The following is a 21,794-nucleotide window of genomic DNA, read 5'->3' on the forward strand; positions in this document are numbered from 1 at the left end:
TTACCTAATGGTATTTAGCCATTAATCTGCATTTTAGGCGAAACCATTAGATATCAATAAGTCAGTTTGCTTTAAATTTAATCAAATGTCGCTTTTACCACCAGTCAGGGCTTACACCCAAAAATGGCGATGTTATGATGTAACCACTATCAGTAATCGATCCCATTTTACATCTGGAATCAGATGCATTAATTGAGAACCTAACATGTTGAAAAAAATCATTTTCCCTGTATTAGCATTGTTCATGCTTGCAGGTTGCGCTACCAGCACCAACACCTTAAATATTTCGCCAAAAATCACTCTGCCAACGCAGGATCCTACCCTTCAGGGCATCACTATCAGCATTAATGGTGCTGACCAACGTCAGGATCAGGCGCTGGCTAAAGTGAACCGTGACGGCCAGTTGGTTTCCCTGACCCCATCTCGTGACCTGCGCTTCCTGCTGCAAGAGTCTCTGGAAAAGCAAATGACCGCGCGCGGTTACATGATTGGTGCAGACGGCGCCGTTGATCTGCAAGTGGTGGTGAACAAACTGTTTGCTGACGTGCAAGAAGGCAACCTGCGCTACAACATCACCACCAAGGCTGATATCTCCATCATCGCTACGGCGAAAAATGGTAATAAACAGGTTAAAAACTACCGTTCTACTTACAATGTGCAGGGTGCGCTTACTGCGACCAACGACAAAATCACCAATGCGGTTAACAGCACGCTGGGCGACGTCATCAACGACATGGCTCAAGACACCAGCATCAGTGACTTCATCAAAGCCAACGCCCGTTAATCTTAACCGGCTAAGCTGACTGACTCTTCTGCCCGGCACTGTCGGGCAGAATTGTTTTTACCATTATTTCCCGCCTTCATTTATCATTCCCCAGCGCCTCTACTCTATCGGTCTGCGGGAACACATTTTAATGGTAAGCCAGTACTTCAAAATCTTCACACAGCGCAATACGCTGATATTACTGCTGCTCGGGTTTGCATCCGGCTTACCTCTGGCATTGACCTCGGGCACGCTGCAAGCCTGGATGACCGTCGAGAATGTCGATTTAAAAACCATTGGGATTTTCTCTCTGGTCGGCCAGGCCTACGTTTTCAAGTTCCTCTGGTCCCCGATGATGGACCGCTACACCCCCTCTTTCTTCGGCCGCCGTCGTGGATGGTTAATCCTCACCCAGCTGCTGTTGGTGGCCTCGATTTTCGCTATGGGCTATCTCGATCCGGCAAAAGAGCTGTTTTGGCTGGCAGCGTTGGCAGTACTGATCGCCTTTGCTTCCGCCTCGCAAGATATTGTTTTTGATGCCTATAAGACGGATCTTCTGCCCGCCGCCGAGCGTGGCAGTGGTGCGGCCGTGTCGGTATTGGGCTATCGATTGGCGATGCTGGTTTCTGGCGGGTTGGCGCTGTGGATAGCCGATCGCTACCTCGGCTGGCAACACATGTACTGGCTGATGGCGGGCCTGATGCTGATTGGCGTGGTGGCCACTATTATGGCGCCGGAGCCTGATGTCTCTGAGCCAGCACCTCGTACCATAGAAATTGCAGTCGTAGCCCCTCTTAAAGACTTTTTCAGCCGCAACAACGCCTGGCTGATTCTGCTGCTGATTGTGATGTACAAGATGGGCGACGCCTTCGCGGGGAGCCTGAGTACTACTTTCCTGATTCGCGGCGTGGGGTTTGACGCCGGGGAAGTGGGCCTGGTGAACAAAACCCTTGGTCTGTTAGCGACGATTATTGGCGCGCTGTATGGCGGCATGGTGATGCAGCGCCTCAGCCTGTTCCGCGCGTTAATGATTTTCGGCATTTTGCAGGCCGTTTCCAACGCGGGATACTGGATTTTGGCGGTCACGGATAAGCACATCTACTCTATGGGCGCGGCGATCTTCTTCGAAAATCTGTGCGGAGGAATGGGCACCGCCGCGTTCGTCGCGCTGTTAATGACGCTATGCAATAAGTCGTTCTCCGCCACCCAGTTTGCGCTGCTCTCGGCGTTGTCCGCCGTTGGCCGGGTGTACGTCGGGCCGATCGCCGGTTGGTTTGTCGAAGCACACGGCTGGCCCCTGTTCTATCTCTTCTCCATCGCCGCCGCCGTGCCGGGGTTGCTATTGCTGGCTATCTGCCGCCAAACCCTTGAACACACGCAAAACACCGACGAGTTCTTACCACGCACTCTGTTCGCCAGCCATTACCGACTGGCGCTGCGCATCTTAATGGTAGGTTGCTTACTGTTAGCGGCATGGCTGGTGCTATTGATCACCAACTCGCTGGAGTGGACCGCCCTCACCTCTCTGCCGCAGAAACTGATCGAAGCCGGGGCTGTGATTTGCCTGTTCGGCATCGCGCTCGGCAGCATTCTCGACTTTGTGGCTCTGCGCCGCCTGCGTCGAGTTTAAGACAGTTCGCCCTTGTCCCTTAAGTCGAATTCTGGCCTGATATATCGGTGTAAATCATGGGTATATCAGGGCTGGCGGGGCGATTCAGGGGGCATTGGCGAGGCCAAAACCAAGCTCAAATTAAGTAACATTTCCCTGCGCTGAGATAAACTTCATTCAATAAAATATAATTAATAAGTTACAGCATCTTTCAAATACACTTTTTTTTTACCTGCTTTTTATTTTTAAATTCACCGTATTTATACATTGCGTTAACATTAATTAAACCTACCAAGAACATTACACTTCGCATTAAATATTAAGCATTACTGCTATACCTTGTTTTTACTCACCATAGTTAAAGAACCCCACGCAACATATTGTTGACATTGAGAAATTGTCACTCTCCGTGACATGTGTGACTTCGTTAACATAAAGTGGCAGTGGCCCGCTGACACTTCCTTAAGCGTGTTTACAGTACTGCAACCTTCCCGTAAAATGCCCGCACACATGGAGCGACAATAGAGCCCTGATTTATTGAGGTCGTTAGATGAGACTTAAGAAATACAATAAAAGTATTGGGATGTTGTCCTTATTTGCATCTGCTTTAATGTTAAGTGGTTGCAATACGGCATTGATGGATCCCAAAGGAGCAATTGGACTCGAGCAGAGAACGCTGATACTGACCGCAATCGGATTAATGCTGATCGTGGTTATACCAGTTATTATCATGGCCTTTGCATTTGCATGGAAGTATCGCGCTTCTAATACAAACGCTAAGTACAGCCCGAACTGGTCCCATTCCAACAAAATCGAAGCCGTGGTCTGGACGGTTCCAATTATCATCATTGCCATCCTGGCAACGATAACTTGGAAAACCACTCACGAACTTGACCCGTTCAAGCCTATCGTATCTGACCAAAAGACCCTGACAGTTGAAGTGGTTTCTTTGGACTGGAAATGGTTGTTCATTTATCCAGAACAAGGCATCGCAACTGTTAACGAATTGGTTATCCCTAAAGATGTTCCGGTTCAGTTCAAAGTCACTTCTGATTCTGTGATGAACTCGTTCTTTATTCCTCAGTTAGGCGGACAGATTTACGCGATGGCGGGTATGCAGACTCAGTTGCATTTGATTGCAAACGAAGCTGGTACCTATAAAGGCATCTCGTCAAACTTCAGTGGCCGCGGTTTCTCTGGCATGAAGTTCAACACTATTGCTACTCCTACGCGTGAAGACTTTGACGCATGGGTTGCGAAAGTGAAGAGCGCGCCAAACCAACTGGCAACCACTGACGACTTCAACAAACTGGCAGCGCAAAGTATCGACAACCCGGTTGAATACTTCGCAAGCGTCAAACCTGAATTGTTCAAAGAAATTATTGGCAAATTCATGGGTGATATGAACATGCACAAAGGCCAGACAATGCCAATGCCAGCCGGCACTGACATGAAAGGCATGGACATGGGCGATCATGCTCACGCAGCCGGAGCCGAGGAATAAACGATGTTGGGAAAATTAACACTTGATGCGATCCCGTATCATGAACCGATTATCGTGGTCACCGTTGCCGCGATAATTATTGGTGGCTTGGCCGTTCTGGCCGGCATCACCTATTTCGGCAAATGGAAATATTTGTGGAACGAATGGATCACCTCCGTTGACCACAAAAAATTAGGTATCATGTACATCATTCTGGCCTTCGTCATGCTGTTGCGTGGCTTTGCCGATGCGATCATGATGCGTAGCCAGCAAGTCCTCGCCTCTGCGGGAGAACCGGGCTTCCTACCGCCTCATCACTACGACCAAATCTTTACCGCGCACGGCGTGATCATGATTTTCTTCATGGCGATGCCTTTCGTTATCGGTCTGATGAACGTGGTTGTGCCGCTGCAAATCGGTGCTCGTGACGTTGCATTCCCGTTCCTGAACAACATCAGCTTCTGGTTCACCGCCGCTGCCGTTGTACTGATCAACATCTCTCTGGGGGTTGGTGAGTTCGCGCAGACCGGTTGGTTGGCCTATCCGCCGTTGTCAGGTAAGGAGTACAGTCCGGGTGTCGGGGTCGATTATTGGATATGGAGTCTCCAGATATCCGGTATTGGTACCTTGCTGACCGGTGTTAACTTCTTCGCCACCATCCTCAAGATGCGTGCGCCTGGTATGCCGCTGATGAAAATGCCGGTATTTACCTGGGCTGCGTTGTGTACCAACGTCTTGATCATCGTGTCGTTCCCAATTCTGACCGTAACCGTTGCGTTGCTGACCCTGGATCGCTATCTGGGCACCCATTTCTTCACCAATGATATGGGCGGCAACATGATGATGTACATCAACCTGATTTGGGCCTGGGGCCATCCGGAAGTGTATATCTTGGTTCTGCCAGTATTTGGTGTGTTCTCAGAAGTTACTGCGACCTTCTCCAAAAAACGTCTGTTCGGCTACACCTCACTGGTATGGGCAACTATCGCCATCACCGTGTTGTCGTTCGTTGTTTGGCTGCACCACTTCTTCACCATGGGTTCAGGTGCCAACGTCAATGCCTTCTTCGGTATCATGACGATGATTATTTCTATCCCAACAGGGGTAAAAATCTTCAACTGGCTGTTCACCATGTACCAAGGCCGTATCCAGCTTAACGCTGCGATGCTATGGACCATCGGCTTCATCATCACCTTCTCTGTAGGTGGTATGACCGGCGTTCTGTTGGCTGTTCCAGGCGCAGACTTCGTGCTGCACAACAGCTTGTTCCTGATTGCTCACTTCCATAACGTTATTATCGGTGGTGTGGTATTCGGTTGCTTCGCTGGCCTGACTTACTGGTTCCCTAAATCCTTCGGCTTCACGCTGAATGAAAAATGGGGTGTGCGTTCATTCTGGTTCTGGATCATCGGCTTCTTCGTCGCCTTCATGCCACTCTATGCACTGGGCTTCATGGGTATGACTCGCCGCGTTAGCCAGAATATCGACCCTGAGTTCCACCCATTACTGGTCGTGGCAGCTTGTGGTGCAGCATTGATTGCAATCGGTATTCTTTGCCAACTGATCATGATCGTTGTGAGTGTTCGTGACCGCGACCAGAACCGTGACCTGACGGGTGACCCGTGGGGCGCACGTACTCTGGAGTGGGCAACCTCTTCTCCTCCTCCGTTCTATAACTTCGCAGTAGTACCTCAGGTACATGACCGCGACGCGTTCTGGGACATGAAAGAGAAAGGCGAAGCTTATGTTAAACCAGCAAAATATGAAAAAATTCATATGCCACGTAACAGCGGCGCAGGCTTCATCATTGCGATGCTCAGCCTGGTAAGCGGTTTTGCATTAATCTGGGATATCTGGTGGTTGGCGCTGGTTAGCTTCATCGCACTGGTTGTAACCTGGATTGTGAAAAGCTTCGATGAAGATGTTGATTACTACGTGCCGGTTGAAGAAATCGAACGTATTGAGAGCCAACATTTTGAACAAATCAGCAAAGCAGGCTTGAAACATGGCAACTGATACCCTGACTAACCACGACGCAGCCCATGCAGAGCATGGGCACCACGACGCAGGTGAAACCAAAGTCTTCGGCTTCTGGATCTACCTGATGAGCGACTGCGTACTGTTCGCGAGCTTGTTCGCAACTTACGCAGTACTGGTGCACGGGACCGCTGGCGGCCCGTCTGGTAAAGATATTTTTGAACTGCCATTCGTACTGGTAGAAACCTTCTTCCTGCTGTTCAGTAGTATTACTTACGGCATGGCGATGCTGGGCATGACTAAAGGCAGCGTAAAAGCTGTTAACAGCTGGTTGTTCCTGACCTTCCTGTTTGGTCTTGGCTTCATCGCGATGGAACTCTATGAATTCCATCACTTGATTAAAGAAGGCTACGGTCCGGATCGCAGTGGTTTCTTGTCAGCGTTCTTCGCGCTGGTAGCAACCCACGGTCTGCACGTAACTTGTGGCCTGATCTGGATCATCACCATGATGGTACAGGTTAGCCGTCGCGGCCTGACCGCAGTTAACCAAACCCGCCTGATGTGCCTGAGCCTGTTCTGGCACTTCCTGGACGTGGTATGGATCTGCGTATTCACCGTTGTTTATCTGATGGGGGTATTAGCATGAGTCATTCTGCCACTTCCCATGGCGGCGCAAGCCACGGCAGCGTGAAGTCATACCTGATTGGCTTCATCCTGTCAGTTATTCTGACGGTTATCCCGTTTGCCATGGTAATGAGCGATACAGCTTCACATTCGCTTATCATTGGCACGGTGGTCGCATCTGCGATTATCCAGATCGTTGTACATCTGGTTTACTTCCTGCACTTAAGTACTGCATCGGAAGCACGCTGGAACCTGGTGGCATTTCTGTTCACCGCTGTGATTATCTTTATCGTCGTTGTGGGCTCACTGTGGATTATGTATAACCTCAACCTCAATATGATGGTCAGTTAAAGAGCCGAGCTGCACGTGATGATTAAGCAATACCTGCAAGTAACGAAACCAGGAATTATTTTCGGTAATTTAATTTCTGTCGTCGGGGGATTCCTCCTTGCTGCCAAAGGCAGCATCGACTTCCCTCTCTTTCTCGCCACCTTAGTGGGCGTCTCGTTGGTTGTCGCATCGGGTTGTGTTTTCAACAACTTTATTGACCGCGACATCGACAAGATTATGGAAAGAACGAAGAACCGGGTCCTGGTTAAGGGCCTGATTCCGCCGAAAACAACCCTGGTTTACGCTACCATTTTGGGTATTGCGGGCTTTGCGTTGCTGTATATCGGTGCCAATCCGCTGGCGATGTGGCTGGCTGTGATGGGCTTTGTGGTTTATGTCGGGGTTTATAGCCTGTATATGAAACGCAAATCGGTATATGGCACGCTGATCGGCAGCTTGTCAGGGGCAGCGCCTCCAGTTATCGGTTACTGTGCCGTTTCCGGCCAGTTCGATATGGGCGCGCTGATCCTGCTGCTGATCTTCAGCCTGTGGCAGATGCCGCACTCGTACGCGATTGCCATCTTCCGCTTTAAAGATTATCAGGCTGCCAACATTCCGGTTCTGCCGGTAGTGAAAGGCATTTCAGTGGCTAAACACCACATCACCGTCTACATCATTGCTTTTATGGTGGCGACCTTGATGCTGACCCTCAGCGGCTACGCGGGTTATAAATACCTGATTGTGGCTGCCGCCGTGAGCGTCTGGTGGTTGGGCATGGCGCTGAAAGGTTACAAAACCGAAAACGACATCGTGTGGGCAAGAAAGCTGTTTGTCTTCTCGATTATCGCGATCACTTCGCTGAGCGTCATGATGTCTATCGACTTCAACGCCGCTTCGCCGAACAACTTGTTAACCTACGTCTGGTAAGCATGACGCGCTGAGTTCTTTAGCGACATACAGCACAACAATGGCCAGTAGCGATACTGGTCATTTTTTTGAGCCCTCCCCTGCTTTATCCAGTCAGAATTTTCATAACGTTGTGCTTCTGGCCCACTGGCGGCGGTAATATCTGCTAAACATCCAGCAATTTACCGGCACAAGTTAAAGACATTACAATGTCGCAGGTTTTAGTCTTGAGGTAGTAATGAACGATAACCAAATGACCCCGCAGGAAAGCCGGGCGACGTGGGGACTAGGGATAGTTTTCTCTTTGCGCATGCTCGGCATGTTTATGGTGCTACCCGTCCTGACCACTTACGGTATGGCGCTCGCGGGTGCCAGTGAAACACTTATCGGCATTGCTATCGGTATCTATGGACTGGCACAGGCCGTCTTCCAAATTCCTTTTGGCCTGCTCTCCGATCGCGTTGGGCGTAAGCCGCTGATCGTTTTCGGGCTGATTATCTTCTGTATCGGTAGCGTGGTTGCTGCATCAACAGATTCAATCTGGGGCGTGATCATTGGCCGTGCGATGCAAGGCTCCGGCGCGATTGCCGCCGCAGTGATGGCGCTGCTCTCTGACTTAACGCGCGAGCAGAACCGCACCAAGGCCATGGCCTTTATCGGCATCAGTTTTGGTATCACATTTGCTATCGCCATGGTGCTCGGCCCCATCATTACCCATGCCTGGGGCCTGCACGCCCTGTTCTGGGCCATAGCCCTGCTGACGATTATTGCCATTGTTATCACGTTGTTGGTGGTCCCGGCTCCGGCAACCCACATCCTCAACCGTGAATCGAGCATGGTGAAAGGCAGCTTTGGCAAAGTGTTGGCGAACAAGAAACTGTTGAAGCTTAACTTCGGCATTCTCTGTCTGCATATTCTGCTGATGTCGAGCTTCGTGGTGCTACCACAAGTGATGGAGCACGCGGGCTTCCCGCCGAGTGAGCACTGGCGCGTCTATCTGGTGACTATGCTGGTCTCCTTCGTGGCCGTCATTCCGGTCATCATCTATGCCGAATCTAAGCGCCACATGAAGCAAGTTTTCATGGGCTGCGTGGCGGTGCTGCTGCTGGCTGAGTTGGTGCTGTGGTACGCCGGCCTGCGCCTGTGGGTGGTGATTGCCGGCATCCAGCTGTTCTTCTTAGCGTTCAACGTGATGGAAGCCATTCTGCCTTCGCTTATCAGCAAAGAGTCTCCGGCGGGCTATAAAGGCACGGCCATGGGCGTTTACTCCACCAGCCAGTTTATCGGCGTCGCCATCGGCGGCAGTCTAGGGGGTTATGTTTACGGAGCGGGCGGCGCTGGCGCAGTCTTCTTGGTTTGCGCAGCCATTGCCGTGGTGTGGCTGATGGTCAGCGCTACCATGAGCGAGCCGCCTTACGTCAGCAGCCTGCGCATTACGCTGTCTGAGCTGGCGGTTAAAGACTCGGCTCTGGAAGCACGCCTCAAAGCCCAGCCGGGCGTCGCCGAGGCGATTGTCGTGCCGGAAGAGCTGAGTGCTTATGTCAAAGTGGATACCAAACAGACCAATCGCAAAGCGCTGGAACAGTTAGTCGCTGTAATCTAATACTTTGATTAGATAATAAAAAAGGACGCTCACAGGGCGTCCTTTTTTGTTTGCCGCAGGGCAATCAGTCGCGGAAGTTCTTAAACTGGAAAGGCTGGCCCAAATCGCCTTTGCGCACCAGCGCCATTACGGCTTGCAGGTCATCACGCGCTTTACCGGTCACGCGGATTTCGTCACCCTGAACCTGAGTCTGCACCTTGATTTTGCTGTCTTTAATCAGCTTCACGATCTTCTTCGCTACCGCAGATTCAATCCCTGAGTGCAGTTTAGCTTCTACGCTATAGGTCTTGCCGCTGTGATCCATCTTCTCAGGGATCTCCAGCGCCGCGCCTTCAATGCCGCGTTTCGCCAGCTTTTCACGCAGAATATCAACCAGCTGGTTCACCTGAAAATCAGATTCGCTGGCGACTTTAATGGTTTCGTTTTTCTCATTCAGCTCGAAGCTGGCGGGAATGTTGCGGAAATCCCAACGGGTTTGCAGTTCACGGCTAGCGTTGTCGACCGCGTTGAGCACTTCCTGCATGTCGATTTCAGAAACAATGTCGAATGACGGCATAATCGCTTCTCCCTGGGGCTTTAACCCATGTCGTTATGATGATAAGTCTTATGATGGCGTGCATAATACCGCCTTCGCTCATTGAAGCCAAAAATAAGCCGTCGGTTTTTATTAGGCTGGCCGTTAAGATGGTGCCGATGGGCGAAAATATGTGACACACAGCACAGAATGCTATACTAAAAAATACAAATTAATAACAAATTAGAAACATTAAATTCGATTTACTGAGTATGTTAGATCTGATTGCTCAGGAGGCATAATGAAAATTACAGTTCTTGGCTGCGGTGCCCTGGGGCAGCTTTGGCTATCTACCCTGTACCAACAAGGTCATGACGTGCAAGGTTGGGTACGCATTCCACAGCCTTTTGTTGCCGTTAACGTGATATCGCCGGACGGCGTGGCGTTCAACCGTAACCTCCCAACTAATGACCCGCAGCATTTGGCCGAAAGCGAACTGCTGTTGGTGACGCTAAAAGCCTGGCAAGTTTCCGGCGCGGTGAGCGCTCTAATGCCGATGCTCAACGACAATTGCACTCTGCTGCTGCTGCATAACGGCATGGGTACCATTGATGAATTACCGGCCAGCCGCCTGTCCATTTTACAAGGGGCGACCACCCACGCCGCACGCCACGAGGGCAATGCCATTCTGCACGTTGCCGCCGGGATAACCCATATCGGCCCGGTATCTGCGCGAGGCGCGGCTTCCAGCCATATCGCCGACGTGCTGCATGAAGCCCTGCCCGACGTGGCCTGGCATAACAACATCTATCCTTCTCTATGGAACAAGCTGGCGGTTAACTGCGTAATTAACCCTCTGACCGCCGTACATAATTGTACTAATGGCGACTTGCTGGGATTTAGCAGCGAAATAGAGCAGATTTGCGCCGAAGTGGCGGAAGTGATGGCGATTGAGGGATATCAAACTCACGCAGAGTCCCTGTTGAGCTATGTGTATCAGGTGATCGACACCACGGCCGCCAACCACTCGTCGATGTTGCAGGACATTCGCACTCAGCGTCACACAGAAATCGACTATATTACCGGCTATGTTATCCGCCGCGGGCGCAAGCACGGGCTGACTCTGCCGGTGAACAGTCACTTATTCGATACCGTTAAAAGAAAGGAAAATGGCTATGAGCGTTTCGGTTCTGGTCTGCCTGGCACCTGGGAGTGAGGAAATTGAGGCCGTCACGGCCATCGACTTGCTGGTTCGAGCCGGTGCCAAAGTGACCACGGCAAGCGTAGCAGGCGACGGCGCGCTGGAAATCACCTGTTCGCGCGGCGTGCGGCTGCTGGCCGATGCCCCACTGGTGGATGTCGCCGATAACGACTTTGACGCCATTGTTCTGCCGGGCGGCGTGAAAGGCGCCGAGTGCTTCCGCGACAGCCCGCTGCTGGTGGAAACCGTTCGCCAGATGCACTTTGCCGGTAAAGTTGTCGCTGCCATCTGCGCCGCGCCAGCCCTGGTGCTGGAGTATCACGACTTATTCCCTATCGCCAATATCACCGGTTTTCCAGGGTTGAAAGATAAAATCGCCGCCAACAAATGGTCAGATCGCCGGGTGATGCATGACCCTCGGGTTAATTTGCTTACCAGTCAGGGGCCGGGCAGTTCGATGGAGTTCACACTAAAGTTGATCGAACTGCTGTTCGACCGGCCAAAAGCGGCGGAGATTGCCGCTCAGCTGGTCATGTCTCCGGGGATTTATAATTTCACTGACGAAGGGGCGCGTGAGTAATCGCTCACTATCGGTTTGATGGCAATGAGAAAAACCATAAAAAAACCCGGCATGGCCGGGGTTTGTTTTTAGCGCGCGATAAGGCTTAAGGGCGGTAAACTTTAACGTTGGTGTAGCCCTGCTCAAGCAGATAGAGCGCCTGTAGGCGGCTCATCACGCCGCGCTCGCAGTACAGCAAGTAGGTTTTGCTCTGGTCCAAATCGGCGAACTGGGTGCTCAACTTGTAGAAAGGCACGGCCTTGATTTCGACATTTTCCAGCTCCAGCGGCTTCTCTTCCGCTTCGTCTGGCGCACGGATATCCAGAAGAATGTCAGTACTTACTAACTCAGCCACGGTTTCGACTTCTTTCACTTCCTGCGCGGCTTGTTCAGCAATCTGGCGAATATCCTGGTTCTGCGCTTCGCTAACCACTTTGTCGAGAATCGAGAAGTCGAACATCTGCTCTTCGGCTTCGATTTTCTCTTTAACGGCTTTCACTGTCGGGCTTTTAGAAATCACGCCGCAATATTCCGGCATGGTTTTAGCAAAGTCTTCAGTGCCAATTTGGCGAGCCAGATTGATGATGTGCTCTTTATCGTGAGAGATAAGCGGACGCAGGATCAGCGTGTCTGTCGCATTGTCGATGAGACGCAGGTTGGTCAGCGTTTGGCTGGAAACCTGCCCCAGCGCCTCGCCCGTTACCAGCGCCTGAACGCCGTAACGCTCGGCGATTTGCGAAGCTGCGCGCACCATCATGCGTTTCAACACCACGCCCATCTGGCCATCTTCGACTTTCTCAAGGATTTCGCCCACCACCGGCTCGAAGTCGATAGCGATGAAACGCACTTTGTGTGAGCTGCCAAAACGGTTCCACAGGTAGTAAGCCACCTGCTTGACGCCGATTTCATGGGCTGAGCCGCCAAGGTTGAAGAAGCAGTAATGCACGCGGCAGCCGCGACGCATCAACATATAGCTCGACACGCCGGAGTCAAACCCGCCGGAGATCAGCGACAGCACGTCTTCCTGCGTCCCAATCGGGTAGCCGCCCAGACCTTCGTGACGGCTTTTGATCAGCACCAGCTGGTCGTCGTTGATTTCCAACTTCACGGTCACCTGCGGATTGGTCAAATTAACGCGCGCAGATTCAACGTGTTGATTCAAACCACCGCCAACATAGCGCTCGACGTCGCCGGAGCTGAAGCTATGTTTACCACGGCGCTTCACGCGCACGCAGAAGGTTTTGCCTTCAACTTCAGGGCCATAAGCTTCCAGCGCCTGCTCGAAGATATTGTGCATGTCGGTGTAAGGACGATCTTCCACTTCTTCGACGTGACGAATGCCGGGAATGCGGCACAGCAATTCGATAATCAAGTCGTGTTTACTTTCGTCTTTACTGCGAACTTCGATATGATCCCAGTGGCGAACCACAGCCAATGACTCATCCTGAGGTTTAATGATGTTGCGAATGCTGCTTGCGAGGATCTTAATGAAGCGCAAACGCACAGATTGACTCTTGATGGTGATTTCTGGGAACAATTTAATGATAAACTTCATAGCAGTCTTTTGTTAGCAGTGAGAAAACAGGGAATGAGTGGCTGGATCAGGCTGAAAGCGCCTATTATTGTTAAGCCCAACGCCGACTAACACTAACGAGTAATAGAGCCTGTTGGCATTTCAGCGTTGAATAGCCGTATAGCTTAACGATAATTTTGTTGAGCCAGATTCAGCGGCGCAAAGTATACCACTTTAAATAGGGTCTCTGCGCACAAAACCACACATCGGGTATGACGTCGAGACGGAATCCCGCCAGGGCGATGACTTACATTGCAGCGTCACGCTGCTGCCCAACCTATCTGACCAACGAGTTTGAAAGAGAATTATGCCGAAAAAAGCTGTAGCACCCGCCAACTTTGAAACTGCTCTGGCCGAACTGGAACAGATTGTCTCTCGCCTCGAATCTGGCGAATTGCCGCTGGAAGACGCGCTGAATGAGTTCGAAACCGGCGTGCAATTGGCCCGTCAGGGACAGCAAAAATTGCAACAAGCCGAGCAACGCGTTCAAATCCTGCTGGATAGCGACAATGACGCCCCGCTGACACCTTTTACCCCGGACGCTGAGTGATCTGTCATGGCTGATATTGCACAACAAGCCGAAGGCATTGATTTCAACAGCCAGCTCCGTTCGGCGCAAAAACGTGTCGATCGGGCGCTAACCTCCTACATAGATGCCCAACCTTTTGCCGAGATGCCGCTGGCTCAGGCCATGCGCCACGGTGCGTTGTTGGGTGGAAAACGCCTGCGCCCTTATTTGGTCTATGCTACAGGTCAGCTGTTTGGTTTGCATTTGGACTCACTGAACGCCCCGGCGGCAGCCATTGAATGCATCCACGCCTATTCATTGATCCACGATGATTTACCCGCCATGGATGATGATGACCTGCGTCGCGGTCAACCCACTTGCCACATTAAATTTGGCGAGGCGAATGCCATTTTGGCGGGTGATGCCTTACAAACGCTGGCCTTCACTATTTTGGCCGACGGCCCGATGGGCGAAGTGCGGTTGCAAGATCGCCTGTCAATGATGTCTGAATTAGCCGCGGCCAGTGGTATTGCCGGCATGTGTGGCGGTCAGGCACTGGATTTGGCGGCTGAAGGTCAACAGATCGATCTGCAAGCCTTAGAGCAGATCCATCGCCACAAAACCGGCGCACTGATCCGCGCCGCGGTACGCATGGGGGCGTTAGCCGCGGGTGAAAAAGGCCGCGCTGCGCTTCCTCAACTGGATATTTATGCCCAAGCCATTGGCCTGGCGTTTCAGGTTCAGGATGACATTCTGGACGTGATTGGCGACACCGAGAAACTCGGCAAACGTCAGGGAGCCGATCAGCAACTCGGCAAAAGCACCTATCCCGCACTGCTGGGACTGGATGGCGCACAAGCGAAAGCCAAAGACCTCTATCAAGAAGCGGTCGCGGCATTAGAACAGCTGGCCGCACTTTCTTACAACACGGCACCGCTGCACGCATTAGCCCGCTTCGTGATTGAACGCGATAATTGATATAGCCGGGCCATGGGCGTTGTGACATGGAAGCAACAACGCCCGCGAGGCAGCCTATATGCCGTTGAACTTACTATGAGCAACTCATGAGTCTTGAATTAGCCAAATACCCGACCTTGGCGCTGGCGGAGAATCCCGAAGAACTCCGTTCGCTTCCTAAAGAGAGCTTGCCAAAGCTCTGCGACGAACTTCGCCAATACCTATTGGCCAGCGTCAGCCAGTCCAGCGGGCATTTTGCGTCCGGTTTGGGCACGGTTGAACTGACCGTCGCGATGCACTACGTCTATAACACGCCATTCGACAGTCTGGTGTGGGATGTCGGCCATCAGGCCTATCCGCACAAAATCCTGACCGGCCGCCGCGACAGAATTTCCACTATCCGCCAAAAAGATGGCCTGCATCCCTTCCCGTGGCGCGGAGAGAGCGAGTTTGACACCCTGTCCGTGGGTCACTCCTCCACCTCGATCAGTGCCGGTTTGGGCATGGCCGTGGCCGCCGAGCGCGAAGGTAAAGGCCGCCGGACCATCTGCGTGATTGGCGATGGCGCGATCACCGCCGGTATGGCGTTCGAAGCGATGAACCACGCGGGTGACATCAAGTCAGACATGCTGGTGGTGCTCAATGACAATGAAATGTCGATTTCCGAGAACGTCGGCGCGCTGAATAACCATCTGGCACAACTGCTCTCCGGCAAGCTTTACTCGCGCCTGCGCGAAGGCGGCAAGAAGGTGCTGTCCGGCATTCCTCCGATTAAGGAGCTGGTACGCCGCACAGAAGAACACCTGAAAGGCATGATGGTGCCGGGCACTTTGTTCGAAGAGCTGGGCTTTAACTATATCGGCCCGGTCGACGGCCACGACGTGCTGGCGCTGGTGCAGACGCTGAAAAACATGCGCGAGCTGAAAGGCCCGCAGCTGCTGCACATCATGACCAAGAAAGGCAAAGGCTATGAGCCAGCCGAGAAAGATCCGATCAGCTGGCACGCCGTGCCGAAATTTGATCCGCTGTTAGGCACGCTGCCGAAAAGCAAAGAAGGGTTGCCGACTTACTCTAAAGTGTTTGGCGACTGGTTGTGCGAAACCGCCGCCAAAGACAGCAAGCTGATGGCGGTCACTCCGGCGATGCGCGAAGGCTCCGGCATGGTGCGCTTCTCCAAAGAATATCCACAGCAGTATTTCGACGTGGCGATTGCCGAGCAGCACGCGGTGACCTTTGCCGCCGGGCTGGCTATCGGCGGCTACAAGCCGATCGTCGCCATCTACTCGACCTTCTTGCAGCGCGCCTACGATCAGGTGATCCACGACGTGGCGATTCAAAACCTGCCGGTGCTGTTCGCCATCGACCGTGGCGGTATCGTCGGTGCCGACGGCCAGACCCATCAGGGCGCGTTTGACCTGTCCTTCCTGCGCTGCATCCCGAACATGGTCATCATGACGCCGAGCGATGAGAACGAATGTCGCCAGATGCTGCACACCGGCTACCACTATCAAGAGGGTCCGGTGGCGGTGCGTTACCCTCGTGGCAACGGAACCGGCGCGGAGTGTACGCCGCTGGCCTCCTTACCAATGGGTAAAGGCATTGTGCGTCGCGAAGGCGAGAAAATCGCCATCCTAAACTTCGGCACCCTGCTGCCAGAAGCCAACGCCGTGGCCGAAAAGCTGAATGCGACGCTGGTCGATATGCGTTTCGTTAAACCTCTCGACGAAGCTCTGGTGCTCGAGCTGGCTTCTAGCCATGAAGTGCTGGTAACGCTGGAAGAGAACGCCATCATGGGTGGCGCGGGCAGCGGCGTGAATGAGCTGCTGATGTCCAAACGCCTGATGGTGCCGGTGCTGAATATTGGTTTGCCGGACCACTTCGTCTCTCAAGGCACACAGGACGAAGTGCGCCGCGATCTTGGTCTGGATGCCGAAGGCATCGAACGCCAAATCAACGACTGGCTGGCCTAACCGCCGCCGCATCTCCCCTCTTTAGCTATTTTAAAGAGGGGAGCTTCACACTTACTCCCGCCGTTATCCTGCTCTCCGTCCTGCCTGAACTACACTTATAGCGTGCTATGAATCTGCACAGGTTGTTCTTGAATAAAAACAACAAGCAGGAGGAATGATGCAACGCATTACACTAGGAAAAACCGATCTTGAGGTGTCACGCCTGTGTTTGGGCTGTATGACCTTTGGCGAGCCGGACCGCGGCTCTCACGCCTGGACTCTGCCCGAAGAGAGCAGCCGCCCTATCATTAAGCAGGCGCTGGACGCCGGAATTAATTTCTTCGATACCTCCAATAACTACTCCGATGGCAGTAGCGAAGAAATTATTGGCCGCGCGCTGAAAGAGTACGCCCGGCGTGAAGACGTGGTGGTCGCCACCAAGGTCTACAATGCCGTCACCGGCCTCAAGCCGGGGCTGTCTCGCGCTTCAATTCTGCAATCCATTGATGACAGCCTGCGGCGCTTGGACATGGAGTACGTGGACCTGCTGCAAATCCATCGCTGGGACTATGAGACGCCCATCGAAGAGACGCTGGAAGCACTGAATGACGTGGTGAAAGCAGGCAAGGCGCGCTACATCGGCGCGTCTTCCATGCATGCCCGGCAATTCAAACTAGCATTGGAGCTGTCGGCGAAAAACGGCTGGGCGTCGTTTGTCTCGATGCAGGATCAGTACAATCTGATCCAGCGCGAAGAGGAAAATGACATGCACCCGCTCTGCGTGCAGGAGAATATCGCCGTCCTGCCGTGGAGCCCGCTGGCGCGAGGCAAACTGACGCGGCCTTGGGGCGAAACCACGGCGCGATCGGTTTCCGATGAAGTCAGCCAAAAGCTGTATGACGCCACGGATGCTGTTGATGCCAAAGTTGCCGAGCGTCTGGAGAAAGTGGCTGAGGACCACGGCGTTCCGCGGGCGCAAATTGCCTTGGCGTGGCTGTTGGCCAAGCCTGCGGTTACTGCACCAATCATCGGTGCCTCGCGCCCTGCCCACCTTGAAGACGCTATTGCGGCGCTGCAAGTGAAGCTATCGATAGAAGAGATTGCCGAGCTGGAGATGGCCTATCAGCCGCATGAGGCGACGGGCTATAAATAATCGCGGTGAGGGGAAGGCGTAAAAAAGGCGCTGAAGCCAGAAGCTCAGCGCCTTTTCACATTTCAAGTCGGCTTAAAACAGGCCAATCGGCCAGTGATGCCCAACCAAATAGATAATGCCTGCGGCAAAAATCCCGGCGATAACATCATCAATCATGATACCCATGCCGCCGTGAACATTGCGGTCGAACCAGCGGATAGGCCACGGCTTCCAGATATCCAGAATGCGGAACACCACAAAACCGCCGACGACCCACTGCCAATCGTTGACTGGCAGCGCCATCAGCGTGATCCACATGCCGACAAACTCATCCCACACGATGCTGCCGTGATCGTGAACCTGCATGTCTCTGGCCGTTTGGCGGCAGAGGTAAACCCCGATACAGATGCTGAACATCACCACCAGCGAGTAAAGCTGCCACGGCAGGTAGGTCAGTACGATCCAGAAAGGGATCGCGGCAATCGAACCGGCAGTGCCCGGCCCGTAAGGGAAAAGCCCGCTACCAAAGCCTGTAGCCAGCAAGTGCCACGGGTTGCGCAGATTGAGGCGCTTTTTCGCGGCGGCCATATCGCGTTTATGATCGCCGGTTTTACCTTTGTAGTTCTCAGGTCGCTTTTTATGACTAACGGTCACGCAACAACTCCTGCTGAAAAGTGATCAAACCCTTGCCAATCAAGTTCCACCGGCTCGCCTGAACGCAAGAAGGTGATTCCTTCAGATAGCGGAGCCATCTGCCCGACGCAGGTAAAATCAACGCCCAGATGGCTGAGAGCCACGTCCAGTGCGCCACGGTTGATTTCGGGAACGGTAAAGCAAAGCTCATAGTCTTCGCCGCCGGTCAGTGCCCATTTCAGCGCCCGATCGCCATCCACGCTGCCCAGAAGTGCTTCTGACAACGGCAGCGCGTCTAAGTCGATACGCGCGCCGCAGCCGCTGGCCGACAACACGTGTTTAAGGTCTGAAATCAGGCCGTCTGAGATATCAATCGCCGCGGTGGCTAAACCACGCAGTGCCTGACCCTGCAAAATACGCGGCGTCGGGCGAAGGTGGCGTTGCAGCAGAGTGTCGCGATGCTCGGCATTGTCGACGGTCAGCTGATCCAGCAGCAGGGCCAGGCCTGCCGCGCTGTCGCCCAGCGAGCCGGTAACGAAGATCCAGTCACCGACGCCGGCACCGCTGCGTGTTAATGCGCGCTCCATAGGAATCAGCCCCTGAATGGTCAGGGTCATGCTTAATGGGCCACGGGTGGTATCGCCACCAATCAGTTGCATACCGTAGTAATTGAGCTGATCAAACAGGCTATCGCTAAAGGCTTCCAGCCATTCGGTGTTCACTTCCGGCAGGGTCAATGCCAGCGATACCCACGCCGGATCGGCACCCATGGCGGCTAAATCACTGAGATTCACTGCCAATGCTTTATAACCGAGATCGGCAGGATCGATAGTCTTGAGGAAATGAATGCCTTCTACCAGGGTGTCGGTACTTACTGCTAATAGCTGCTTTTCAGCGACAGTCAGCAGAGCGCAGTCATCGCCAATGCCTAACTGGACATCCCGGCGAGCCGTTCTGTACCGGTTGAAGTAGCGAGCTATTAAATCAAATTCGCCGCATGCCATAGTAAAATTCCAGATTGAGTCACCCAATATCATTCGAGCTGGTGCCTAGCTGCGCAAGGAGCAACACCGGCGCGCCTGCCAACTGAATGGTGAGGGAGAAAAATGACTAAGGCCGGATATCCGGCCTCAACAGGTTGGTCAACGCCATGGTAAGCGATGTAACTTCACAAAATCTTCAACCAAACTAAAGGCTGTATGACCAACATGCATTTATTGTTGTGACTTGTGAACGGGCTGTACTGTTACTTTTTGCGGATATGCGGGCCCGCTTTATCCAGTACGCCGTTAACAAATTTGTGGCTGTCTTCAGCGCCGAAGGTTTTCGCCAGTTCGATCGCTTCGTTGATGGCCACTTTGTAAGGGACGTCCTGACGCTTGCTCAGTTCAAACAGAGCCAGACGCAGGATTGCTCTTTCCACCTGACCCAATTCGTCGAGCTGGCGAGACAGGTATGGAGCCATCAGCGCATCAAGCTTCTCTGCACTGGTAGCAACACCGGTCAGCAATTCGCGGAAATAGGTAATGTCGACGTCTTTGACATCCTGCTCGGTCAGGAATTCTAATTCAACATCGGCAATGTCGTTTTTCGACAACTGCCAAGAGTAAAGCGCCTGTACGGCACATTCACGGGCGCGGCGACGAGCAGCAGGTTTCACGGATTTCCCCTTAACTAGATTCAGGCCTGGATAGCCTTGATAACATTAATCATTTCAAGCGCGGTCAGGGCTGCTTCAGCACCTTTATTACCGGCTTTTGTCCCTGCACGTTCGATAGCTTGCTCAATACTTTCGGTAGTCAGCACGCCAAACGAAACTGGGATCTCGCTGTTCAGCGCAACGCTGGCTAAACCAGAGCTACATTCGCCAGCCACGAATTCGAAATGGGCAGTGCCCCCACGGATGACGGTACCCAGTGCGATAACAGCGTCATATTTGCCGCTGTTCGCCAGAGCACGAGTGGCCAGTGGCAGCTCATAAGCGCCTGGAACCCACACTACGGTGATGTTGTCATCGCTAACCTGACCAATGCGTTTCAAAGCATCAACCGCGCCAGACAGCAGGCTGTCGTTGATGAAATTGTTGAAACGGGCAATAGCGATTGCTACGCGCGCGTTCGGCGTGGCTACAACACCTTCGATAACGTTCATAGGTTTTCCTTTAAATGGGTTCAAGAGTTCAGCTTTTGACAGCCCCGGCCCAGCCCAGCCGCAGGGGGGCGGATTCTATCATATTATTACCTTGTCTGGACATGCGATTTATAAACACATTCCGTCAAAAGGCGTGGCAGAGAAGCCGAAGCTTATCTGCCCGATATTTTTGCGACGTTTTTACGGCTCGAATACGTGCCGATTAGTACTGAGGTTTCAGGCGCAGACGCAAATCTGTTCCCACCTGACGCACATCGCTGAGGGTAAATTGTGGCGCATCGGACAGGCTTTGCAAGCCGGGGAGCACACAAAGTGCACGTCCGTTTTCACCCAGTAATTTTGGTGCCATGTAGACGATCAGCTCATCCACCAGACCGGCCTGCAACAGCGCCCCGGCAAGCTCTGCCCCGGCTTCAACCCATATGCTATTTATCTGTCGCTTGGCCAGTTGCATCATCAGCAGCACTAAATCAACCCGGTTATCTCGCCCCGGAACCACCCACTGCTCGGTGGATTCAGGCCAGGTTTGCTCATCGGCGGCAAGGCGGGCCAGCCAAGTATCGCCCGGCTGATTGACCATTTTGTGCCGTGGCGTCACGCGATTTTGACTGTCGATAACAATGCGCAGCGGCTGACGCAGGGACTCCTGCGGATAAATATGCTGAGTGTCGCTATCCAGTTGGTCCCAACGGACGTTGAGTGAAGGGTCGTCCGCCAGCACCGTGGCGCTGGAGCTAAGAATGGCCGAGCTTTGAGCACGAAAACGCTGCACGTCGGCACGCGCGGCGGCTGAGGTGATCCACTGGCTTTCGCCAGACGCCATCGCCGTGCGGCCATCCAGCGACGCCGCCATTTTTAGCTGCACATAAGGGAAGCCGGTGCGCATACGCTTTAAGAAGCCGAGGTTGATGGCTTCGGCTTCGCTGTGCATCAATCCATGGCTGACTTCAATGCCAGTTTGTTGCAAACGGTATAAGCCACGCCCGGCGACTTCCGGGTTAGGGTCTTGCATTGAAGCAACCACGCGAGCGACACCGGCGGCAATCAGCGCGTCGGCGCAAGGAGGCGTGCGGCCGTGGTGGCTGCAAGGTTCAAGGGTGACATAAGCCGTGGCGCCTTGGGCTTTTTCGCCCGCCATGCGCAGCGCGTGAACTTCGGCGTGTGGCCCACCGGCCTTAATGTGATACCCCTCCCCCACGATTTCGCCATCACGGACGATGACGCAGCCGACGTTTGGATTTGGCGTGGTGGTGAAGCGGCCGAGTCGCGCCAGCTCAAAGGCGCGAGCCATGTATTTTTCATCTGTATGCAATGATTCTGTG

The 21,794-nt window shown here is 53.1% G+C and carries 21 protein-coding genes; 14 read left to right on the plus strand and 7 right to left on the minus strand.

What is annotated here, in order from left to right; genetic code table 11:
* The first annotated feature begins 205 nt into the window (after positions 1–205).
* The 8 genes from ACT3RT_RS04835 to ACT3RT_RS04870 all read left to right on the plus strand — a co-directional run bounded on the left by ACT3RT_RS04835 (position 206) and on the right by ACT3RT_RS04870 (position 9,295).
* The gene (locus tag ACT3RT_RS04835) at positions 206–784 is read left to right on the plus strand and encodes a lipoprotein (protein ID WP_353503075.1); all 579 of its coding nucleotides are present in this window, start codon (positions 206–208) and stop codon (positions 782–784) included.
* 130 nt (positions 785–914) lie between these two features.
* Positions 915–2,393: a muropeptide MFS transporter AmpG gene (gene ampG / locus ACT3RT_RS04840; RefSeq protein WP_496202579.1), complete on the plus strand. Its 1,479-nt coding sequence runs from the start codon at positions 915–917 to the stop codon at positions 2,391–2,393.
* Between the two features lie 529 nt (positions 2,394–2,922).
* Positions 2,923–3,876, plus strand: a complete 954-nt coding sequence (gene cyoA / locus ACT3RT_RS04845) for a cytochrome o ubiquinol oxidase subunit II (protein WP_034792398.1) — start codon at positions 2,923–2,925, stop codon at positions 3,874–3,876.
* A gap of 3 nt (positions 3,877–3,879) precedes the next feature.
* The gene (cyoB, locus tag ACT3RT_RS04850) at positions 3,880–5,871 is read left to right on the plus strand and encodes a cytochrome o ubiquinol oxidase subunit I (protein ID WP_353503077.1); all 1,992 of its coding nucleotides are present in this window, start codon (positions 3,880–3,882) and stop codon (positions 5,869–5,871) included.
* A complete protein-coding gene (locus ACT3RT_RS04855; RefSeq protein WP_034792403.1) occupies positions 5,861–6,478 on the plus strand; it encodes a cytochrome o ubiquinol oxidase subunit III in 618 nt (205 codons plus the stop codon). Before cyoB ends, ACT3RT_RS04855 begins: the two co-directional genes overlap by 11 nt.
* The gene (locus tag ACT3RT_RS04860; protein WP_034792406.1) at positions 6,475–6,807 is read left to right on the plus strand and encodes a cytochrome o ubiquinol oxidase subunit IV; all 333 of its coding nucleotides are present in this window, start codon (positions 6,475–6,477) and stop codon (positions 6,805–6,807) included. Before ACT3RT_RS04855 ends, ACT3RT_RS04860 begins: the two co-directional genes overlap by 4 nt.
* 18 nt (positions 6,808–6,825) lie before the next feature.
* Positions 6,826–7,713: a heme o synthase gene (gene cyoE / locus ACT3RT_RS04865; protein WP_034792408.1), complete on the plus strand. Its 888-nt coding sequence runs from the start codon at positions 6,826–6,828 to the stop codon at positions 7,711–7,713.
* Between the two features lie 217 nt (positions 7,714–7,930).
* Positions 7,931–9,295, plus strand: coding sequence for an MFS transporter (locus ACT3RT_RS04870; RefSeq protein WP_496202580.1), 1,365 nt, complete (start codon positions 7,931–7,933; stop codon positions 9,293–9,295).
* A gap of 64 nt (positions 9,296–9,359) precedes the next feature.
* On the opposite strand, the gene ACT3RT_RS04875 is transcribed toward ACT3RT_RS04870, so the two are convergent.
* A complete protein-coding gene (locus ACT3RT_RS04875; RefSeq protein WP_034792410.1) occupies positions 9,360–9,851 on the minus strand; it encodes a YajQ family cyclic di-GMP-binding protein in 492 nt (163 codons plus the stop codon).
* Between the two features lie 259 nt (positions 9,852–10,110).
* Between ACT3RT_RS04875 and panE the strand changes: the two genes are divergently transcribed.
* Positions 10,111–11,025, plus strand: coding sequence for a 2-dehydropantoate 2-reductase (gene panE / locus ACT3RT_RS04880; RefSeq protein ID WP_496202581.1), 915 nt, complete (start codon positions 10,111–10,113; stop codon positions 11,023–11,025).
* Complete coding sequence (yajL, locus tag ACT3RT_RS04885; RefSeq protein WP_353503080.1) at positions 10,985–11,590, plus strand: protein deglycase YajL; 606 nt, start codon at positions 10,985–10,987, stop codon at positions 11,588–11,590. Before panE ends, yajL begins: the two co-directional genes overlap by 41 nt.
* A gap of 85 nt (positions 11,591–11,675) precedes the next feature.
* Here yajL and thiI read toward each other — a convergent pair whose 3' ends face one another.
* On the minus strand, positions 11,676–13,124 hold the full coding sequence (gene thiI, locus ACT3RT_RS04890; protein ID WP_353503081.1) for a tRNA uracil 4-sulfurtransferase ThiI: 1,449 nt from the start codon (positions 13,122–13,124) through the stop codon (positions 11,676–11,678).
* A gap of 325 nt (positions 13,125–13,449) precedes the next feature.
* Between thiI and xseB the strand changes: the two genes are divergently transcribed.
* From xseB to ACT3RT_RS04910, 4 genes are all read left to right on the plus strand, one after another.
* Positions 13,450–13,692 (plus strand): exodeoxyribonuclease VII small subunit, encoded by a 243-nt coding sequence (xseB, locus tag ACT3RT_RS04895; protein ID WP_154145607.1) that lies wholly within the window; start codon positions 13,450–13,452, stop codon positions 13,690–13,692.
* A gap of 6 nt (positions 13,693–13,698) precedes the next feature.
* Complete coding sequence (gene ispA, locus ACT3RT_RS04900) at positions 13,699–14,628, plus strand: (2E,6E)-farnesyl diphosphate synthase (protein WP_353503082.1); 930 nt, start codon at positions 13,699–13,701, stop codon at positions 14,626–14,628.
* A gap of 86 nt (positions 14,629–14,714) precedes the next feature.
* A complete protein-coding gene (dxs, locus tag ACT3RT_RS04905) occupies positions 14,715–16,577 on the plus strand; it encodes a 1-deoxy-D-xylulose-5-phosphate synthase (protein WP_396131126.1) in 1,863 nt (620 codons plus the stop codon).
* A gap of 157 nt (positions 16,578–16,734) precedes the next feature.
* The gene (locus ACT3RT_RS04910) at positions 16,735–17,709 is read left to right on the plus strand and encodes an aldo/keto reductase (protein ID WP_485903549.1); all 975 of its coding nucleotides are present in this window, start codon (positions 16,735–16,737) and stop codon (positions 17,707–17,709) included.
* A gap of 72 nt (positions 17,710–17,781) precedes the next feature.
* Here ACT3RT_RS04910 and pgpA read toward each other — a convergent pair whose 3' ends face one another.
* The 5 genes from pgpA to ribD all read right to left on the minus strand — a co-directional run bounded on the left by pgpA (position 17,782) and on the right by ribD (position 21,784).
* The gene (gene pgpA / locus ACT3RT_RS04915; protein ID WP_396131229.1) at positions 17,782–18,276 is read right to left on the minus strand and encodes a phosphatidylglycerophosphatase A; all 495 of its coding nucleotides are present in this window, start codon (positions 18,274–18,276) and stop codon (positions 17,782–17,784) included.
* Positions 18,277–18,338: 62 nt separating this feature from the next.
* Entirely contained in the window at positions 18,339–19,325 is a 987-nt protein-coding gene (gene thiL, locus ACT3RT_RS04920) for a thiamine-phosphate kinase (RefSeq protein WP_496202582.1), read from the minus strand.
* A 242-nt stretch (positions 19,326–19,567) separates the two neighbouring features.
* Positions 19,568–19,981, minus strand: a complete 414-nt coding sequence (gene nusB / locus ACT3RT_RS04925; RefSeq protein WP_034792428.1) for a transcription antitermination factor NusB — start codon at positions 19,979–19,981, stop codon at positions 19,568–19,570.
* 20 nt (positions 19,982–20,001) lie between these two features.
* On the minus strand, positions 20,002–20,472 hold the full coding sequence (ribH, locus tag ACT3RT_RS04930) for a 6,7-dimethyl-8-ribityllumazine synthase (RefSeq protein WP_353503085.1): 471 nt from the start codon (positions 20,470–20,472) through the stop codon (positions 20,002–20,004).
* Positions 20,473–20,674: 202 nt separating this feature from the next.
* Positions 20,675–21,784 (minus strand): bifunctional diaminohydroxyphosphoribosylaminopyrimidine deaminase/5-amino-6-(5-phosphoribosylamino)uracil reductase RibD, encoded by a 1,110-nt coding sequence (gene ribD, locus ACT3RT_RS04935; protein ID WP_496202602.1) that lies wholly within the window; start codon positions 21,782–21,784, stop codon positions 20,675–20,677.
* Between the last annotated feature and the right edge of the window lie 10 nt (positions 21,785–21,794).

Origin of the sequence: Ewingella sp. AOP9-I1-14, assembly GCF_052375995.1 — a bacterium.
GTDB lineage: Bacteria > Pseudomonadota > Gammaproteobacteria > Enterobacterales > Enterobacteriaceae > Ewingella > Ewingella allii.

Coding starts and splice junctions, on each gene's coding strand:
- ACT3RT_RS04835 (WP_353503075.1), top strand. CDS start 206: ATGTTGAAAAAAATCATTTTCCCTGTATTAGCATTGTTCATGCTTGCA.
- ampG (WP_496202579.1), top strand. CDS start 915: ATGGTAAGCCAGTACTTCAAAATCTTCACACAGCGCAATACGCTGATA.
- cyoA (WP_034792398.1), top strand. CDS start 2,923: ATGAGACTTAAGAAATACAATAAAAGTATTGGGATGTTGTCCTTATTT.
- cyoB (WP_353503077.1), top strand. CDS start 3,880: ATGTTGGGAAAATTAACACTTGATGCGATCCCGTATCATGAACCGATT.
- ACT3RT_RS04855 (WP_034792403.1), top strand. CDS start 5,861: ATGGCAACTGATACCCTGACTAACCACGACGCAGCCCATGCAGAGCAT.
- ACT3RT_RS04860 (WP_034792406.1), top strand. CDS start 6,475: ATGAGTCATTCTGCCACTTCCCATGGCGGCGCAAGCCACGGCAGCGTG.
- cyoE (WP_034792408.1), top strand. CDS start 6,826: ATGATTAAGCAATACCTGCAAGTAACGAAACCAGGAATTATTTTCGGT.
- ACT3RT_RS04870 (WP_496202580.1), top strand. CDS start 7,931: ATGAACGATAACCAAATGACCCCGCAGGAAAGCCGGGCGACGTGGGGA.
- ACT3RT_RS04875 (WP_034792410.1), bottom strand. CDS start 9,851: ATGCCGTCATTCGACATTGTTTCTGAAATCGACATGCAGGAAGTGCTC.
- panE (WP_496202581.1), top strand. CDS start 10,111: ATGAAAATTACAGTTCTTGGCTGCGGTGCCCTGGGGCAGCTTTGGCTA.
- yajL (WP_353503080.1), top strand. CDS start 10,985: ATGAGCGTTTCGGTTCTGGTCTGCCTGGCACCTGGGAGTGAGGAAATT.
- thiI (WP_353503081.1), bottom strand. CDS start 13,124: ATGAAGTTTATCATTAAATTGTTCCCAGAAATCACCATCAAGAGTCAA.
- xseB (WP_154145607.1), top strand. CDS start 13,450: ATGCCGAAAAAAGCTGTAGCACCCGCCAACTTTGAAACTGCTCTGGCC.
- ispA (WP_353503082.1), top strand. CDS start 13,699: ATGGCTGATATTGCACAACAAGCCGAAGGCATTGATTTCAACAGCCAG.
- dxs (WP_396131126.1), top strand. CDS start 14,715: ATGAGTCTTGAATTAGCCAAATACCCGACCTTGGCGCTGGCGGAGAAT.
- ACT3RT_RS04910 (WP_485903549.1), top strand. CDS start 16,735: ATGCAACGCATTACACTAGGAAAAACCGATCTTGAGGTGTCACGCCTG.
- pgpA (WP_396131229.1), bottom strand. CDS start 18,276: ATGGCCGCCGCGAAAAAGCGCCTCAATCTGCGCAACCCGTGGCACTTG.
- thiL (WP_496202582.1), bottom strand. CDS start 19,325: ATGGCATGCGGCGAATTTGATTTAATAGCTCGCTACTTCAACCGGTAC.
- ribH (WP_353503085.1), bottom strand. CDS start 20,472: ATGAACGTTATCGAAGGTGTTGTAGCCACGCCGAACGCGCGCGTAGCA.